The sequence below is a fragment of the Xanthobacter aminoxidans genome (assembly GCF_023571765.1).
Lineage (GTDB): Bacteria > Pseudomonadota > Alphaproteobacteria > Rhizobiales > Xanthobacteraceae > Xanthobacter > Xanthobacter aminoxidans.
In genome coordinates this window covers 19,782-36,663 of sequence record NZ_JAMJXC010000007.1, presented here as the reverse complement: position 1 = coordinate 36,663, position 16,882 = coordinate 19,782, and the positions used below count along the sequence as shown (strand labels likewise).

The following is a 16,882-nucleotide window of genomic DNA, read 5'->3' as shown; positions in this document are numbered from 1 at the left end:
CAAACCCAAACAATCTCAAGAGGAAACGAACCCATGAACGTCAACGTCAACCAGACCAGCCTTCAGGGCGCCACCCGCGGCATCGTCCGTGGCGGCGAGACGCTCAAAGAGCATCGCGACCGGCTGATGACGGCCACCAAGGCCACCGGCCACTATGCCGGCCTCAAGAAGCTGGAGCTGCGCGAGAGCGAGCCCATCCTCTACAACAAGCTGTTCTCGCGCCTGCGCGCCGGCGTGGTGGATGCGCGCGAGACCGCCAAGAAGATCGCGGCCTCTCCCATCGTCGAGCAGGAGGGCGAGCTGTGCTTCACCCTCTATAATGCGGCGGGCGACAGCCTTCTCACCTCCACCGGCATCATCATCCATGTGGGAACCATGGGTGCGGCCATCAAATACATGATCGAGAACGAATGGGAGGCCAATCCCGGCGTCCAGGACAAGGACATCTTCTGCAACAACGACTGCCTCATCGGTAACGTCCACCCCTGCGACATCCACACCATCGTTCCCATCTTCTGGGAGGGCGAGCTGATCGGCTGGGTGGGCGGCGTCACCCACGTCATCGACACCGGCGCGGTGGGGCCGGGCTCCATGGCCACCGGGCAGGTGCAGCGCTTCGGCGACGGCTACCAGATCACCTGCCGCAAGGTGGGCGCCAACGACGAACTGTTCCGCGACTGGCTGCACGAGAGCCAGCGCATGGTGCGCACCACCCGCTACTGGATGCTGGACGAGCGCACCCGCATCGCCGGTTGCCACATGATCCGCAAGCTGGTGGAAGAGGTGGTCGCGGAAGAGGGCATCGAGGCCTACTGGAAGTTCGCCTACGAGGCGGTGGAGCACGGCCGCCTCGGCCTTCAGGCCCGCATCAAGGCCATGACCATCCCCGGCACCTACCGGCAGGTGGGCTTCGTGGACGTGCCCTACGCCCATGAGGACGTGCGGGTGCCCTCCGACTTCGCCAAGCTCGACACCATCATGCACGCCCCCTGCGAGATGACCATCCGCAAGGACGGCTCCTGGCGGCTGGATTTCGAGGGGTCGAGCCGCTGGGGCTGGCACACCTACAATGCCCATCAGGTGAGCTTCACCTCGGGCATCTGGGTGATGATGACCCAGACCCTCATCCCCTCCGAGATGATCAACGACGGCGCCGCCTACGGCACCGAGTTCCGCCTGCCCAAGGGCACCTGGATGAACCCGGACGACCGCCGCGTCGCCTTCTCCTATTCCTGGCACTTCCTGGTGTCCGCCTGGACGGCCCTGTGGCGCGGCCTGTCGCGCTCCTATTTCGGCCGCGGCTATCTCGAGGAGGTGAACGCGGGCAACGCCAACACCTCCAACTGGCTGCAGGGCGGCGGCTTCAACCAGTATGACGAGATCCACGCCGTGAACTCGTTCGAGTGCGCCGCCAACGGCACCGGGGCGACCGCGGTGCAGGACGGCCTCTCCCACGCCGCCGCCATCTGGAACCCGGAAGGCGACATGGGCGACATGGAGATCTGGGAACTGGCCGAGCCGCTGATCTATCTCGGCCGGCAGATCAAGGCGTCCTCGGGCGGCTCCGGCAAGTATCGCGGCGGCTGCGGCTTCGAGAGCCTGCGCATGGTCTGGAACGCCAAGGACTGGACCATGTTCTTCATGGGCAACGGCCACATCTCGTCCGACTGGGGCCTGATGGGCGGCTATCCCGCCGCCTCCGGCTATCGCTTCGCTGCCCACCAGACCGGGCTGAAGGAGCTGATCGCCTCCGGCGCCGACATCCCGCTCGGCGGCGACACCGACCCGGAGAACCCCACCTGGGACGCGATGCTGCCCAAGGCGCAGATCAAGCGCGACAAGCAGGCCATCACCACCGAGGAGATGTTCTCCGACTACGACCTCTACCTCAACTACATGCGCGGCGGCCCCGGCTTCGGTGATCCGCTCGACCGCGAGCCGCAGGCGGTGGCCGACGACATCAACGGCGGCTACGTGCTGGAGCGCCTCGCCGGCGATGTCTACGGCGTGGTGGTGAAGAAGGGGGCCGGCGGCCTCGTGGTGGTGGACGAGGCGGCGACCAAGGCCGCCCGTGCGGACATCCGCAAGGCGCGCATCGCCAAGTCCGTCCCCACCCGCGAGTGGATGAAGGGCGAGCGCGAGAAGATCCTCGCCAAGGATGCGGGCACCCAGGTGCAGCAGATGTTCGCCGCCTCCTTCAAGCTGGGCCCGAAGTTCGAGCGCGAGTTCCGGGCCTTCTGGGACCTGCCGGAGAGCTGGGTGCTGAACGAGGAAGACATCGGCATCCCCACCTACGGCTCGCGCTACTCCATGGACATCTCCGAGCTGCCGGACGTGCGCACCGTGCAGTTCGTGGAGGAGTGATCCCTCCACTGGGCGGCGGTCCGCGCCGCCGCCCGCTTTTTCTTACGGCCGTCATGGCCGGGCTTGTCCCGGCCATCCACGTCGGCGGGCCGGGTGCAACGCTTCGCAAGGGTGATCAGGCGGCACGACGTGGATGCCCGGGACAAGCCCGGGCATGACGAAATCCAGAGAGCCCTCTCCGCGCGGAGAGGCGAGGAAACCCAGAAATATTCAGGAGGAAACCATGTCCTATACCCGCGCCAAGATCGTCGATCTCGTGGAAGGCAAGATCGATCCCGATACGCTGCACCAGATGCTCTCCACCCCGAAGGACCCCGAGCGGTTCGTGACCTATGTGGAGATCCTGCAGGAGCGCGTTCCGTGGGATGAGAAGATCATCCTGCCGCTCGGCCCGAAGCTCTACATCGTGCAGCAGAAGGTCTCCAAGAAATGGACCGTGCGCTGCGAGTGCGGCCACGATTTCTGCGACTGGAAGGACAATTGGAAGCTGCATGCCCGCGTGCATGTCCGCGATACGCCGCAGAAGATGGAGGAAATCTATCCCCGTCTCATGGCCCCGACGCCCTCGTGGCAGGTGATCCGGGAATATTTCTGCCCCGAGTGCGGCACGCTCCATGACGTGGAGGCGCCGACCCCCTGGTATCCGGTGATCCACGACTTCCAGCCCGACATCGACGCCTTCTACACCGAATGGCTCGGCCTGCCGGTGCCGGAACGCGCCGCGGCGTGAGGGCGGTCTCCTCTGTTCCCCGGACCAGCGACGGCGAAGCCGGAGCGCCGATCCGGGGTCCAGGGGAAACACCCGCGCAGCGGGGCCAAGCCTGAGAGCGCCGGGGCAGGAAGCGCCTTCGGCGGTCTGTTGCGCTGGACCCCGGCTCGCATTCCACTTCGTTGCATGCGTCCGGGGCGCGAGACGGGTTCAGCCCGGCGCCACGCGGGAGGAAGGGGGCTCAGGGCACCCCTTCCTTTCGCCGTTTCAGGCGCCGGCGCCTTCCGTATTTCCGGTCATCGCGTTGCCGGTCGTCGTCTTGCCGGTCATCGCCGCGCGGCGGCCGACGGCACGGGGGGCGGGCGGGTTGATGGCGGCCAGCGCCGCCACGCAGAGGCCGATGACGAGCACCCACACGGCCGGGCGGGGGCCGAGGTCGAGGGTGAAATTGGCATCCAGCACCAGAAACGGATCCACCCGCGTCGCCAGCGCATACCAGAGCATTTCCACGCCCGCCGTGAGCGCTGCCCCGACCACGGACAAGCCCGCCATGGCGAGGGGCGTCACGGCCTTCCCGCCGCGCCCGGCGACGCGGAAAGCGAAGAGCAGCAGGAAGATGCCGGCCATCAGCACCGGCTCGGTGACATCAAGCTTCGACTGCATGAAGAAATGCACCGTCCCCAGCACGGCGATGGCATAGACCGCCATGTGCAGCCGGTTCCAGCGCGTTGCGCCGAGCCGCCGAATGGCGCCATCGGTGGAGGTGGCGCCCAGCGCCACGAGCAGCGCCACCGCCACCGCGCCGATGGTGAGGTAGATGCGCAGCACGATCTCGCTCAGCGCCCGGCCGAAGCCCTGATCGATGATGTAGAGCGTGAGGTGGAGCGCCGCATAGCCGAGCGCGGCGAGGCCGAAGATGCGCCGGCCGAAATAGAGCTTCGGCATGTTGAACAGCCGCCGCAGCGGCGTCACCGCCAGTGTCACCGCGAGGAAGCGGATGGCCCACAGGCCGGTGAAATGGATCGCCTCGGTCCACGGCCGCGCGCCGAGCTGGCCGTTGGCGGCAAGGCCCACGAGCCACACCGCCGGCAGGATGCTGGAAACGAGGAACAGGGTCTTCTCGGAGCTGAACCGGCCGGACCGCTCGTGAAACAGGGGCATCGGGACCTTTCGGCAAAGCTGTGCAGGCGCCCGCCCGGCGCCTGCTTCCCCTTACGCCGCTCCCTGCGGCAGCGTTACGGCCGCGGCCTGCACGATGGCGTGAAGTTGGACGTGAGCGTATCTCAGGCGTTCAGCTCGCCCTCGATCTGCGCCTTGAGGCCGGGCTCGATGCCCAGCGCGCCGGCGAGCCAGTCCAGATAGGCGTGCTCGGCGTCGTTGTCCGGGCGGATGGCGAGGGCCGAGGCCGCGTAGATTTGCAGCGCCGCCTCCGGCGTCGTCGCGGCGGCGACCACCTCGTTGGGGTCCACCGGCGTGGTGAGGATGGCGATGAGGGCATCCCGCTGGGGAGAGCCGGCGCCCATGCGCTCCAGCCCGCCGCCGATGCGCGAGACCTCCTCCTCGTCGATCTCCCCGTCGGCCTGCGCGGCGGCGGCCATGGCCGAGAGCAGCACGCCGGAGAAGGCTTCCGGCCCACCCGGCGCGGCGGCGGGGGAGAAGGCGGCTTCCGGCGTGCCGGAGGTGAAGGCCGCGCGTCCGCCGGCCCCCGCCTGCCACTTGCGGTACGCCTTCCAGGCCAGCATCCCCATGATGGCGAGGCCGCCATATCGCATCAGGTCGCTGCCGCCCGAGGCGGAGGGTTGATGGCCGGGCTGGGGCGAGGGCTGCGGCTGGCGATAGTCGGAAGGCGGGACCGGCTCCGGCTGGGGATAGCCGCCGGCCGTGGACGAGCCGCCGCGGCCGAGGGCCTCCGAGGCGAGATCGCCGAGACCTCCGCCCGCGCCGCCCGACATGCCGCCCCCCTGCGTGGAGCCGCCGGACGGCCCGCCCGCGCCACCGCCGAGAATCTGGCCGAGAATGTCCTCCAGTCCGCCGGAGGAACCGCCCGCCGCGCCGCCGGACGGACCACCCTGCGGCGCCCCGCGTCCGCCGCCGAGCACTTGCCCCAAGATGTCGCCGAGGCCGCCGGGTAGTCCCGACGGCGCTCCGCCCGATCCGCCCCGCTGACCGCCGCCGCCGAGCACCTGTCCGAGGATGTCGCCCAGCCCGCCCGGCAGGCCGCCGCCGCCCTGCGCGCCACCGCCCGCGCCACTGCCGCCCGCGCCGCCGCCGAGCACCTGGCCGAGAATGTCGCCGAGCCCGCCCGGCAGGCCGCCTCCGCTTTGCTGCGCGCCGCCGCCCCGCACGCTGCCCGAGCCGAGCGCCGCGCCGATGAGCTGTCCCAGAAGATCACCCGTTCCGGCCATGGCTTCCTCCCTCAAGGTGCCGCTGCGCGGGGCAAGGCCCGGCCGCGATCGGGCTGCTACAGCCCTGTTGAGTCCAAATGCGGGCATGATCTTGCTTATGGGGCCGCCCGAGCCCGCGCGTGAGCTAAGGACGAAGTCCGCACCCGGACAAGCCCGAAGATGCTCCGCCCCGGGTCAATAGGCTTACGAAGTCGCGATCAGATGACGCCGGATCTCGTCCGCTACCGCCGCCGCGTGGGTCTGCGCCAGATCATGTCCCGCCCCCGGCAGGATGCACAGGCGCGAATTGGGCAGCAGGCGCGCCAGCCTTTCCCCGACCGCCACCGGGCTGATGGGATCGGCATCGCCCCAGAGCAGCAGCGCCGGCGCGCGGACCGAAGGCAACCGGTCGGAGAGATCCTCGACGGGATCGGCGATCCACCGCGCCGCGTGCGGGAAGGCGCCGAAATAGTCCGGGCGCCAGTCTTCTCCGCCGAGATCAGCCACCGGAACCCCGCCGGAGGTCACGCACAGGACCAGCGTCCGGACGAGGTGGGGGAAGGCGAGCGCCAGCTTCAGCGCGATATAGCCGCCCATGGACTGGGCGACGATGGCCACCGGCTGGCGCATCCGGTCCGCGACCCGCCCGACGAGATCATCGATGCTGTTCACGTCCGCGCTGGCCGGCTGGCTGCCCAGTCCGGGCCAGGAGAAGAACGTGCCGTCCCATGCGGCCCGGGCCGCGACGGGCTTCCAGAACCCGGCGTCTCCCGTCGCGCCGGGCAGGAACAGCGTCTCGATCATGGCTTGGCGGGCCGGATGGCTGCGGGCGGCTAGACCGCCACCGGGGCCTTGATGGCCGGGTGGGGATCGTAGTTCACGATCTCGATGTCCTCGTAGCGGAAGGCGAAGAGGTCCGTTACCGCCGGGTTCAGCCGCAGGGAGGGCAGGGCGCGCGGGGTGCGGGAGAGCTGCTCGCGGGCCTGATCGAGGTGGTTCACATAGAGGTGCGCATCGCCCAGCGTATGGACGAAATCGCCGACGCCCAGCCCCGTCACCTGCGCCACCATGTGGGTGAGCAGCGCATAGGAGGCGATGTTGAACGGCACGCCGAGGAACACGTCCGCCGAGCGCTGGTAGAGCTGGCAGGAGAGCTTGCCCTCCAGCACATAGAACTGGAACAGGCAGTGGCAGGGCGGCAGGGCCATCTTCGCCACGTCCGCCGGATTCCAGGCGGTGACGATGAGGCGGCGCGAATCAGGGTTGCGGCGGATGTCGGAGACCACCTGCGCGATCTGGTCGATCACGCCGCCCTCCGGCGTCGGCCAGGAGCGCCACTGGTGGCCGTAGACCGGGCCGAGATCGCCCTTGGCGTCGGCCCACTCGTCCCAGATGGAGACGCCGTTTTCCTTGAGGTAGCGGATGTTGGTGTCGCCGGCGAGGAACCACAGAAGCTCGTGGACGATGGATTTCAGGTGCAGCTTCTTGGTGGTCACGAGAGGGAAGCCGCGCGCCAGATCGAATCGCATCTGGTGCCCGAACACCGAGAGGGTGCCGGTGCCGGTCCGGTCGTCCTTGCGCACGCCCTCATCGAGAATGCGGCGCAGGAGCTGCTGGTAAGCTTCCATTAGGTATGTCCGGCCAAGATCAAGCGCCATAGGGCTTTCGCCGTCCGACTTTAGCCCGCCCGCCCGGATGCGGCCAGCACCCGCCGGCCGCCATCCACATGCCGGCGGGAACATGGTTGCCGGCTTCTTATGGCAAGGCTGACGCTGGGACAGGTGTGGCACGGCGGGGGCAGATGGCGAAAAAGTGAGGGATTTCCGCAGCGTATGACCCTTGGAGACCCCCTTTTTCGCCACGACCCGGCCGTATTAGACCAGCAAGAGCACGCACCAAGACTCGTGACGATCAAGGGCAAGACACATGAGCTCCCAAACCAACCTCACGGCAGCGCTGCTCGAGGTTCGCGCCTATCTGGCGCAGGAAGCGCAGGCCGAGGACTTCCGCAACGAGGCCGCCTGGGAGGCGGGATCGAGCCGCGAGGAGCACGCCGCCAGCGATGCCCTCACCCGGCTCGACGAGGTGCTGCGCCAGATCAAGGCCCAGCAGCGCCCGAACAAGGAAGACCGCGCCCAGTCGCGCAACCACGACCGGGTGCGCCTGCACCACGCTCACCTCGCGGCGTGACTCGCGTAATGATCGGCCTGTCGTCCCCCGGCTTGTCCGGGGGACCCACCCCGCCGCCGCTGCGGTGTGCGTACTGCGAGCAGCCCGCTCGCTGAGCCGTGGATCCCCCGGACAAGCCGGGGGATGACGCCATCCCAAGGGCCGCGGGCCTTTTCCGCGCCCGGCGTTCAACCCTCCGCGCCCCTCAGGCGCCGCCGATGGCCTCGAACAGCGCGGCATCGGCGCCGAGGCCGGCATTGGGGGTGGTGAGCAGCGTGTCCCCGTAGAACACCGAATTCGCCCCCGCGAGGAAGCACAGGATCTGCGCCTCGCGGCTCAGGGCGGCGCGTCCGGCCGAAAGGCGCACCCGCGAGGCGGGCATGACGAGGCGGGCGGTGGCGACCATGCGCACGATCTCCAGCGGGTCCACCGGCGGGCGGTCGGCCAGCGGCGTGCCCTCCACCGCCACCAGCGCATTCACCGGCACGCTCTCGGGATGCGGATCGAACCCCGCCAGCACCTGCAGCATGGCCGCGCGGTCGCGCATGGTCTCTCCCATGCCGATGATGCCGCCCGAGCACAATTCGATGCCCGCCGCGCGCACGCAGGTGAGGGTGTCGATGCGGTCCGCATAGGTGCGGGTGGTGACGATCTCGCCGTAGAAATCCGGTCCCGTATCGAGATTGTGGTTGTAGGCGGTGAGCCCGGCCTCGGCGAGGCGCTGGGCCTGATGCGGCTCCAGCATGCCGAGCGTCACGCAGGCTTCCATGCCGAGCCCGCGCACGCCGCGCACCATCTCCAGCACGGCGTCGAACTCGCGCCCTTCCTTCACCCGCCGCCACGCCGCGCCCATGCAGAAGCGCTCGGCCCCATTGGCCTGCGCCTGCTCGGCGAGGGCGATGACGGAGGCGGGATCGAGGAACTTCTCGCGCGTCAGGTCCACTTCCGCATGGCGTGCGGACTGGGAGCAATAGGCGCAGTCCTCCGGGCAGCCGCCGGTCTTGATGGAGAGCAGGCTCGCCCGCTGCACTTCGTTGGGATCATGGTTGGCGCGGTGGACGGCATTGGCCCGGCCCACCAGCTCCAGCAAGGGCAGGTCCATGAGGGCCGCGATCTCGTCAACGGTCCAGTCGTGGCGGATCGTGCCGTCTTCAGCCATGCCCATATGCCCATGCTCCTTGCGATGTGGGAGGGCTGGTCTAGTCGGCTTCGCGGCGCGTTCCAATACCGCAGGCATTCCCAATTGGGTGACTTGACCTATGCGTGTGCTGCAGTGCAGCGTTGACATTGGGCTTTCGTATACATCACAGTGTCACTGTTCCAAGGGGGGTCCCGGAAGGGGCTGAGATATCGCAAGTTCGCGGGGGTTATGCTCCGCGGCGCCGCGATGACCCTTCGAACCTGATCCGGGTCATACCGGCGAAGGGATCGGAACTTGTGCTTCCCGGCGCTCAGCGTCGCTCCGCACCCGTCTCCTAGCTCAACACCCCGGTTCTCGTTGAAAGCGCAAGCTGAACGGAGATCCGCAATGCTGGACGAAGCCTCGACGTCCTCCCTGAAAGTCACCACCGGGCCGCTGCCCCATTCGCGCAAGGTGTTTGTTTCCGCCACCCGGCCGGACGTGCGCGTCGCCATGCGCGAGATCGCGCTGACCGATCCGTCCGAGCCGCCGGTGAAGGTGTACGACACCTCCGGCCCCTATACCGACCTCGATGCCGTCATCGACCTCACCAAGGGCCTGCCGCAGCTGCGCGCCCAGTGGATTCGCGAGCGCGGAGACGTGGAAGAGGTGGAGGCCCGCGCCGTCCGCCCCGAGGACAACGGCCTGAAGGAGGGCCAGTCCTCCACCCTGCCGCAGTTCGATCTCTCCGGCCGCAGGCCGCTGCGCGCCAAGGCGGGCAAGCGCCCGACCCAGATGGCCTATGCCCGCGCCGGCATCATCACGCCCGAGATGGAATATGTCGCCGCCCGCGAGAACCTCGCCAAGGTGAACGGCGGCGCCCATCCGCACCATCAGGCCATGGGCCTCGGCGCGGCCATTCCCGCCGAGATCACGCCGGAATTCGTGCGGCAGGAAGTGGCGCGCGGCCGCGCCATCATCCCCAACAACATCAACCACCCCGAAACCGAGCCGATGGCCATCGGCCGGAACTTCCTCGTGAAGATCAACGCCAACATCGGCAATTCGGCCGTGACCTCGGGCGTGGCGGAAGAGGTGGACAAGCTGGTGTGGGCCACCCGCTGGGGCGCCGACACGGTGATGGACCTCTCCACGGGCAAGAACATCCACACCATCCGCGAATGGATCATGCGCAACTCGCCGGTGCCCATCGGCACCGTGCCGCTCTATCAGGCGCTGGAGAAGGTGAACGGCGTCGCCGAGGACCTGACCTGGGAGATCTTCCGCGACACGGTGATCGAGCAGGCCGAGCAGGGCGTGGACTACATGACGGTGCACGCCGGCGTGCGCCTGCCCTTCGTGCCGCTCACCGCCAACCGCGTCACCGGCATCGTCTCGCGCGGCGGCTCCATCATGGCCAAGTGGTGCCTCGCGCATCACAAGGAGAGCTTCCTCTACGAGCATTTCGAAGAGCTGTGCGAGATCCTCGCCCAGTATGACGTGGCCTTCTCCCTCGGCGACGGCCTGCGCCCCGGCTCCATCGCCGACGCCAACGATGCCGCGCAGTTCGCCGAGCTGGAGACGCTCGGCCAGCTCACCGAGATCGCCTGGAAGTACGATTGCCAGGTGATGATCGAGGGTCCCGGCCATGTGCCGCTCCACCTCATCCGCGAGAATGTGGAGAAGCAGCTCAAGGTCTGCCACGAAGCGCCGTTCTATACCCTCGGCCCGCTGGTGACGGACATCTCCCCCGGCTACGATCACATCTCCTCCGCCATCGGCGCGGCGATGATCGGCTGGTTCGGCACGGCGATGCTCTGCTACGTCACGCCGAAGGAGCATCTCGGCCTGCCCGACCGCGACGACGTGAAGACCGGCGTCATCTCCTACAAGATCGCCGCCCACGCCGCCGACCTCGCCAAGGGCCACCCGGCCGCGCGCATCCGCGACGATGCGCTCTCCCGGGCCCGCTTCTCCTTCCGCTGGCGCGACCAGTTCGCGCTCTCGCTCGACCCGGAGACGGCCGAGCGCTTCCACGACGAGACGCTCCCCGCCGAGGGGGCCAAGGTGGCGCACTTCTGCTCCATGTGCGGGCCGAAGTTCTGCTCCATGAAGATCTCGCAGGAGCTGAAGCTGGAAGCCGGCGACATCGCCCGCGCCCAGGCCGACAACCTCGCCTCCTCGGGCATGGCCGAAATGGCCCAGAAGTTCCGCGACGGCGGCGGCCTGATCTACACGCCCGCCCCGGAAGTCGCGCCCCCTCCGCCCGCCGCGGCGGAGTGAGGGCAGGGCGCTGACGGCTCCAGCGCAGGACTGAAAAAAGAAAAGGCCGGGCCTTCGCAGCCCGGCCTTTTTCACATTCCGGCTCGCGAGCCCGTCAGGCCGGCGCGCCTTCCTTCAGCAGCTTCCAGGTGATGGAATCCAGGAGCGCCTCGAAGGAGGCGTCGATGATGTTGGGGGAGACGCCCACCGTGGTCCAGCGATCGCCGGTCTCGTCCGCGCTCTCGATCAGCACCCGCGTCACCGCCTCCGTGCCGCCGTTGAGCACGCGCACGCGATAGTCGGTGAGGTGGAGGCCCGAGATGAAGGGCTGGTACTTACCGAGATCCTTGCGCAGGGCCACGTCCAGCGCGTTCACCGGGCCGTTGCCCTCGGCGGCGGAGATCATGGTCTCGTCGTCCACCTTCACCTTCACGATGGCTTCCGCCACGGTGACAAGCTCGCCCTGCGCGTTGTAGCGCCGCTCCACGTTCACCTTGAAGCGCTCCACCGCGAAATAGTCCGGCACCGAGCCCAGCATCCGCCGCGCCAGCAGGGCGAAGGAGGCGTCCGCCGCCTCGTAGGAATAGCCCAGCGCCTCGCGCTCCTTCACCTCTTCCAGAAGGCGGGAAATGCGCGGGTCCTTCTTGTCCACCGGCACGCCGAGGCGCTCCAGCTCGGACAATACGTTGGAGCGGCCGGCCTGGTCGGAGACCATCACCCGGCGGCGGTTGCCCACCTTTTCCGGGGCGACGTGCTCGTAGGTGGCGGGGTCCTTCAGGATGGCCGAGGCGTGGATGCCGGCCTTGGTGGCGAAGGCGCTTTCGCCCACATAAGGCGCGTGCCGGTCGGGGGCGCGGTTCAGCATCTCGTCCAGCGTGCGGGAGACGTGGACCAGCTCGCCCAGCGCCTCCTCGCCCACGCCGATGTCGAAGCGCGCCGCATAGTCGGTCTTGAGCAAAAGGGTGGGGATGAGTGAGCAGAGATTGGCGTTGCCGCAGCGCTCGCCGAGGCCGTTCAGCGTGCCCTGGATCTGCCGCGCGCCGGCGCGGACGGCGGCCAGCGAATTGGCCACCGCCTGCTCGGTGTCGTTGTGGGCGTGGATGCCCACATTGGTGCCCGGCACCACCTTCACCACCTCGGCGACGATGGCCTCCACCTCGTGGGGCAGGGTGCCGCCATTGGTGTCGCAGAGCACCACCCAGCGCGCGCCGGCCTCATAGGCGGTGCGGGCGCAGGCGAGGGCGAAGTCGCGGTCTTCCTTGAAGCCGTCGAAGAAATGCTCGCAATCCACCAGCGCCTCGCGCCCGGCGGCAATCGCCGCCTCCACGCTCTCGCGGATGGAGGCGAGGTTCTCCTCCTTCGTGGTTTCCAGCGCCACCCGCACCTGATAGGCGGAGGACTTGGCGACGAAGCAGATGGCATCGGAATGGGCCGCCAGCAGCGCCGCCACGCCGGGGTCGTTGGAGGCGGAGCGGCCGGGGCGCTTGGTCATGCCGAAGGCGGTGAGGCGGGCCTTCGCCTCGTGCTTCTCGGCAAAAAGCTGCGTGTCCGTGGGATTGGCGCCGGGATAGCCGGCCTCCACATAGTCCACGCCCAGCCGGTCCAGCAGGGAAAGAACCCGCAGTTTGTCGGCCACGGTGAAATCGACACCGTTCGTCTGCGCTCCGTCGCGCAGGGTGGTGTCGAAGAGGTAGAGGCGTTCACGCCCCTCGGCAGCTGCGCCCGTCATTGCCCGGCCCCTTCCCCCAGCGTCTTCGTCATCGCTGTGTTGGCGAGCCAGGTGTCGGCCAGCGGCACCATGTTGCGGCGCTGGGGCTCGTAGCCCCGCTTCTGGAAGAAGCCGAGGGCGGTGTCGCTGGCGTCCACGGTGAGCTTGCGGGTGCCGCGCGCCTTGGCCAGCGTCTCGGCGGCGTCGCACAGGGCCTTTGCGACGCCGGTGCCGGCGGCGTCGGGCGCCACATAGAGCATGTCGATGTGGGCATTGTCCTTCAGCGAGACGAAGCCGGCCACCGTCTTGCCGCGCAGGGCGACGAGGGTGAGGCTGGCGGCGAGGCGGGCGGCGAAGGCCTCCGCGTCGTCGGCCCTGGCGGCCCAGGCGTCCTGCTGCTCGGTGTCGTAATCCTCGCCGGTCAGCTCGGCGATGGCGGCGCGGAACAGGTCGGCCAGTGCCGGCGCGTCGGCCGGGAGGTAGGGGCGCAAAGCGATGGCGCTCATCGCGACACCTCCCAGCTGGTGGTCCCGTCCTTGTTGTCCATCAGCACGATGCCCTTGGCCGCCAGCTCCTCGCGGATCTGGTCGGCGCGCTTGAAGTCCTTCGCCTTGCGGGCGGCGATGCGCTGGGCGATCAGATCGGCGATCACCCCCTCGTCGAGGGCAATGCCCTCCTTCTGCCGCGCGCGCCACCCGGTTTCGGTATCGCCTAGGAGGCCCAGCAGGTTCGCCGCGCCCTTGAAGCGGCGGCGCAGAGCGGAGGACGTGTCCTCGTGCTCCGCCACCTCGGCGAGGTGGTGCAGGTGGGCGATGACGGAGGGCGTGTTGAGGTCGTCGGACAGACGGTCGGCGATCTCGCTCTCGAACGGGTTGGCGTCGCCGGTCTCGGCCTCCACGTCGCCGATCACGCGATACCACTTGTCCAGCGTCTTGGCGGCGAAGCCGAGGCCCTGGCGGGTCCAGTTGATGGGCTGACGGTAGTGGGTGGAGAGCATGGCGAGGCGCAGCACCTCGCCGGGCCACTCGTCCAGCAGCTCGCGGATGGTGACGAAGTTGCCGAGGGACTTCGACATCTTCTCGCCTTCCAGCATCAGGAAGCCGTTGTGCATCCACATCTGCGCCATGACGCCGGAATGGAAGGCGCAGCGGGTCTGCGCGATCTCGTTCTCGTGGTGGGGGAAGACGAGGTCGATGCCGCCGCCATGGATGTCGAAGGTCTCGCCCAAATGCTTCCAGCTCATGGCCGAGCACTCGATGTGCCAGCCGGGGCGGCCGGGGGTGACGATGCCGGCGGGGGACGGCCAGCCGGGCACGCCCGCGGCGCTGGGCTTCCACAGCACGAAGTCCATGGCGTCGCGCTTGTAGGGGGCGACGTCCACGCGGGCGCCGGCCATCATCTCATCCAGCGAGCGGCGGGAGAGGCGGCCGTAGTCCGGCATGGAGGGCACGTGGAACAGCACATGCTCCTCCGCCACATAGGCATGGCCGGAGGCGACGAGCCGCTCGATGAGGATGCGCATCTCCTCGATATGCTCGGTGGCGCGGGGCTCCACGGTGGGCGGCAGGCAGTTCAGCGCCGCCGTATCCTCGCGGAACCAGCGATAGGTCTCTTCCGTCAGGTCACGGATGGAGATGGCGCGATCGGCGGCGCGGGCGTTGATCTTGTCGTCCACGTCCGTGATGTTGCGGACGTACTTGACGTGCTCCGCCCCGTAGAGGCGCCGCAGCAGGCGGAACAGCACGTCGAAGACGATGACCGGGCGGGCATTGCCGATATGGGCATGGTCGTAGACCGTCGGCCCGCACACATACATGCGCACGTTCAAGGGATCGAGCGGACGCAGCAGGTCCTTCGAGCGGGTCAGCGTGTTGTAGAGCCTGAGCTCCATGGATCGTTCCCCCGAATGGCGCACAAGCGCCAAGCCGGTCCACCGGCCGGGGCGTCCAGATCCTTGTCTAAGAAGATGAGCAAAGGACGGCCGCGGCCAGCTTTTCGGCTAACCGCAAATAATCGCCGCAATGGCGCAGATGGTGACGAGACCGCCGTTCATGGCGCGGGACAATGGTTCGGGCGCGGGCGCTCGTCAAGATGTTTCACGCCGCCCGGCGCGGCCCCGCACCTCCGGATATCGTTATCTTCCCCAGCTTGACCTGCCCCTTGGTGAGCGTCTATCCCCGGCTGAGTTGCGCCGGGCGGGGGGCGGGGCGCATCCGATGATCCCGCCCGTGACCCGAAAGCGCGCCGCCGCGTTCGGGACGCGCCTGTCAAAGAGGTGCCGACCTGTCCATGCCGCTGATCCGAACCCTCGCCGCCGTCACCGTGGCGAGCCTGTCGCTGATGGCGCCGGCCATGGCGGAGACGCGCATCTTCCTCATCGACAATTCCGACGGCTCCAACATCGATTCCTGCCTCGCCTCCGGCGCGCCCTGCGGGCGGAAGGTGGCGGAAGCCTGGTGCCGCAGCCACGCCTACACGCAGGTCATCGACTTCGGCCGCGTGGCGGTGCCCGCCTCCGCCTTCACCCCCTCCAGCGTCGCCTCGCCGGCGACGACCTGCACCGGCCCGCTCTGCCCGGAAACGGTGGCCATCACCTGCTCGCGGTAGCCCGGCTGCGCGCGATCACCCGGATGGTCCCCTCGATCCCGAAATGCCATTTCATGGCAAAGCTTTAGGTCCGCGTTTTGTGATCGCCGGGCCTGATGCTTCGTCCCCGGATCAGCTATGTTCGGCCCCGGCCTGCCCCAGCGGCACCGCTGCGGGCGGGTCCAAACATGCCTGAAACAGACTGACCGGGAGAGGATCGCCCATGTGCGAGACGTGTTCATCACCGTCCATCGGACGCCGACGCCTGCTTGCCGGCGGACTGGCGGGTGGACTGGCCCTTGCGGCCGCGCCGCTGTTCGCCGCCTCCGCCTTCGCCCAGTCGAGCGGTGGCTATGGCACGGCCACACCGGTCACTCCGGATGAAGCCATGAAGCGTCTGGTGGACGGAAATGCCCGCTACGTGGCCGGCACGCCCCAGCAGGCGGACTATTCCGCCGGCCGCCTGCAGCGCACGACGGGACAGCAGCCGTTCGCGGCCATCGTCGCCTGCTCGGATTCGCGGGTGGTCCCGGAACTGGTGTTCGACCAGGGGCCGGGCGAACTGTTCATCGTGCGTGTGGCCGGCAACTTTATCGATGAAAACGGGCTGGCGAGCCTGGAATTCGCCACCGCGGTGCTCGGCGTGAAGCTCATCGTCGTGCTCGGCCATGCCTCGTGCGGCGCGATTCAGGCGACCATCACGTCCATCAAGGACAACACCCTGCCGCCCGGCCACCTGCCGAGCCTCGTCAACGCCATCCGCCCGGCGGTCTATGAGGCTATGCGGAGCAACCCGTCCGATCTCCTCGCCGCCGCCAGCGACATGAACGTGAAGATGAACGCCAAGCTGGCGCAGACCGCGGGGCCGATCCTGTCGGAGCGGGCCGCCGCAGGGAAGCTGAAGTCGGCCGCCGCCATGTATGACATCGGCACCGGGAAGGTGAACTTCCTCTGACCTGCCTCTGACGCATGCGCCGCGCGCCCGGGGCGGAGGTGATCTCCCGCCTGTGTGCGCGGCGTTTTTCTTCCCGTTACTTCAGGAAATCCGCGCACTTCGGCACGTCGGTATTGCCGCCCCACGGCATGATCGGGACCGTGGAGGTGGAGTTCTTCGGGCTGCCGTCGATCAATTTGTCGGAATAGACGAGATAGACGAGCACGTTCCGTTTGGTGTCGCAGCCGCGCACGATCTGCATCTTCTTGAAGAAGAAGGAGCGGCTCTCGCGGAACACCACGTCGCCCTGCTCGAACTTCGACTTGAAGGAGATCGGCCCCACCTGCCGGCAGGCAAGCGAGATGTCGGAGACTTCCTCGGCGAGGCCCACCATGCCCTTCACGCCACCCTTCTCGGGGGTGGTGTAGTGGCAGGCGACGCCCTCCACCACCGGATCGTCGATGCCGTAGACGGCCAGCTTGTCGTCGGGGGTCAGGAACTTCCAGACCGTGGACTTGCGGAAGATGAGGTTCGGCTCCTGCGCCAGCGCCGGCCCGCCCGCGAGCGCCATGACACCCAGCGTGACACCCAGCGCGCCCGCGAGCGCGAGGCGGCCGAGGCGGCGGGTGGGGGTGGGACGGATGGT

Annotated in this window: 15 protein-coding genes and 1 riboswitch; of the genes, 6 read left to right on the top strand and 9 right to left on the bottom strand. The window is 68.3% G+C overall.

The genetic code is table 11. From position 1 onward, the window contains the following. Positions 1-33: 33 nt before the first annotated feature. Both EJ105_RS12570 and EJ105_RS12565 read left to right on the top strand, forming a co-directional pair. Complete coding sequence (locus tag EJ105_RS12570; RefSeq protein ID WP_250166605.1) at positions 34-2,364, top strand: hydantoinase B/oxoprolinase family protein; 2,331 nt, start codon at positions 34-36, stop codon at positions 2,362-2,364. A 223-nt stretch (positions 2,365-2,587) separates the two neighbouring features. Then, complete coding sequence (locus EJ105_RS12565; protein WP_024279572.1) at positions 2,588-3,094, top strand: acetone carboxylase subunit gamma; 507 nt, start codon at positions 2,588-2,590, stop codon at positions 3,092-3,094. A gap of 246 nt (positions 3,095-3,340) precedes the next feature. Here the strand turns inward: EJ105_RS12565 and msrQ are convergent, their stop codons facing one another. From msrQ to EJ105_RS12540, 4 genes are all read right to left on the bottom strand, one after another. Next, complete coding sequence (msrQ, locus tag EJ105_RS12560) at positions 3,341-4,234, bottom strand: protein-methionine-sulfoxide reductase heme-binding subunit MsrQ (protein ID WP_250166604.1); 894 nt, start codon at positions 4,232-4,234, stop codon at positions 3,341-3,343. 122 nt (positions 4,235-4,356) lie between these two features. Next, positions 4,357-5,478: a tellurite resistance TerB family protein gene (locus EJ105_RS27820; protein ID WP_284145432.1), complete on the bottom strand. Its 1,122-nt coding sequence runs from the start codon at positions 5,476-5,478 to the stop codon at positions 4,357-4,359. A gap of 183 nt (positions 5,479-5,661) precedes the next feature. Next, the gene (locus EJ105_RS12545) at positions 5,662-6,261 is read right to left on the bottom strand and encodes an alpha/beta fold hydrolase (RefSeq protein ID WP_250166603.1); all 600 of its coding nucleotides are present in this window, start codon (positions 6,259-6,261) and stop codon (positions 5,662-5,664) included. A gap of 29 nt (positions 6,262-6,290) precedes the next feature. After that, entirely contained in the window at positions 6,291-7,085 is a 795-nt protein-coding gene (locus EJ105_RS12540; protein WP_250166602.1) for a thymidylate synthase, read from the bottom strand. A 298-nt stretch (positions 7,086-7,383) separates the two neighbouring features. Between EJ105_RS12540 and EJ105_RS12535 the strand changes: the two genes are divergently transcribed. Then, entirely contained in the window at positions 7,384-7,647 is a 264-nt protein-coding gene (locus EJ105_RS12535; protein ID WP_029558020.1) for a hypothetical protein, read from the top strand. A gap of 184 nt (positions 7,648-7,831) precedes the next feature. Here EJ105_RS12535 and bioB read toward each other — a convergent pair whose 3' ends face one another. Next, complete coding sequence (gene bioB / locus EJ105_RS12530; RefSeq protein ID WP_394042169.1) at positions 7,832-8,791, bottom strand: biotin synthase BioB; 960 nt, start codon at positions 8,789-8,791, stop codon at positions 7,832-7,834. A 148-nt stretch (positions 8,792-8,939) separates the two neighbouring features. Next, positions 8,940-9,072, top strand: a riboswitch (TPP riboswitch). Between the two features lie 82 nt (positions 9,073-9,154). Between bioB and thiC the strand changes: the two genes are divergently transcribed. Then, positions 9,155-11,029: a phosphomethylpyrimidine synthase ThiC gene (thiC, locus tag EJ105_RS12525; RefSeq protein ID WP_029558022.1), complete on the top strand. Its 1,875-nt coding sequence runs from the start codon at positions 9,155-9,157 to the stop codon at positions 11,027-11,029. A gap of 94 nt (positions 11,030-11,123) precedes the next feature. On the opposite strand, the gene cimA is transcribed toward thiC, so the two are convergent. Genes cimA through cysS form a run of 3 tightly spaced genes read right to left on the bottom strand, consistent with a single transcriptional unit; the run spans position 11,124 to position 14,607 of the window. Further along, complete coding sequence (gene cimA / locus EJ105_RS12520; protein WP_250166601.1) at positions 11,124-12,737, bottom strand: citramalate synthase; 1,614 nt, start codon at positions 12,735-12,737, stop codon at positions 11,124-11,126. Next, positions 12,734-13,222 (bottom strand): GNAT family N-acetyltransferase, encoded by a 489-nt coding sequence (locus EJ105_RS12515; RefSeq protein WP_250166600.1) that lies wholly within the window; start codon positions 13,220-13,222, stop codon positions 12,734-12,736. Before EJ105_RS12515 ends, cimA begins: the two co-directional genes overlap by 4 nt. Next, positions 13,219-14,607, bottom strand: a complete 1,389-nt coding sequence (cysS, locus tag EJ105_RS12510) for a cysteine--tRNA ligase (RefSeq protein ID WP_250166599.1) — start codon at positions 14,605-14,607, stop codon at positions 13,219-13,221. The genes EJ105_RS12515 and cysS overlap by 4 nt, the downstream gene beginning before the upstream one ends. A gap of 398 nt (positions 14,608-15,005) precedes the next feature. Between cysS and EJ105_RS12505 the strand changes: the two genes are divergently transcribed. Beyond that, complete coding sequence (locus tag EJ105_RS12505) at positions 15,006-15,323, top strand: hypothetical protein (RefSeq protein ID WP_250166598.1); 318 nt, start codon at positions 15,006-15,008, stop codon at positions 15,321-15,323. A gap of 202 nt (positions 15,324-15,525) precedes the next feature. Beyond that, positions 15,526-16,257 (top strand): carbonic anhydrase, encoded by a 732-nt coding sequence (locus EJ105_RS12500; RefSeq protein WP_250166597.1) that lies wholly within the window; start codon positions 15,526-15,528, stop codon positions 16,255-16,257. 76 nt (positions 16,258-16,333) lie between these two features. Here EJ105_RS12500 and EJ105_RS12495 read toward each other — a convergent pair whose 3' ends face one another. Beyond that, the gene (locus EJ105_RS12495; RefSeq protein WP_250166735.1) at positions 16,334-16,807 is read right to left on the bottom strand and encodes a CreA family protein; all 474 of its coding nucleotides are present in this window, start codon (positions 16,805-16,807) and stop codon (positions 16,334-16,336) included. Positions 16,808-16,882: the final 75 nt, after the last annotated feature.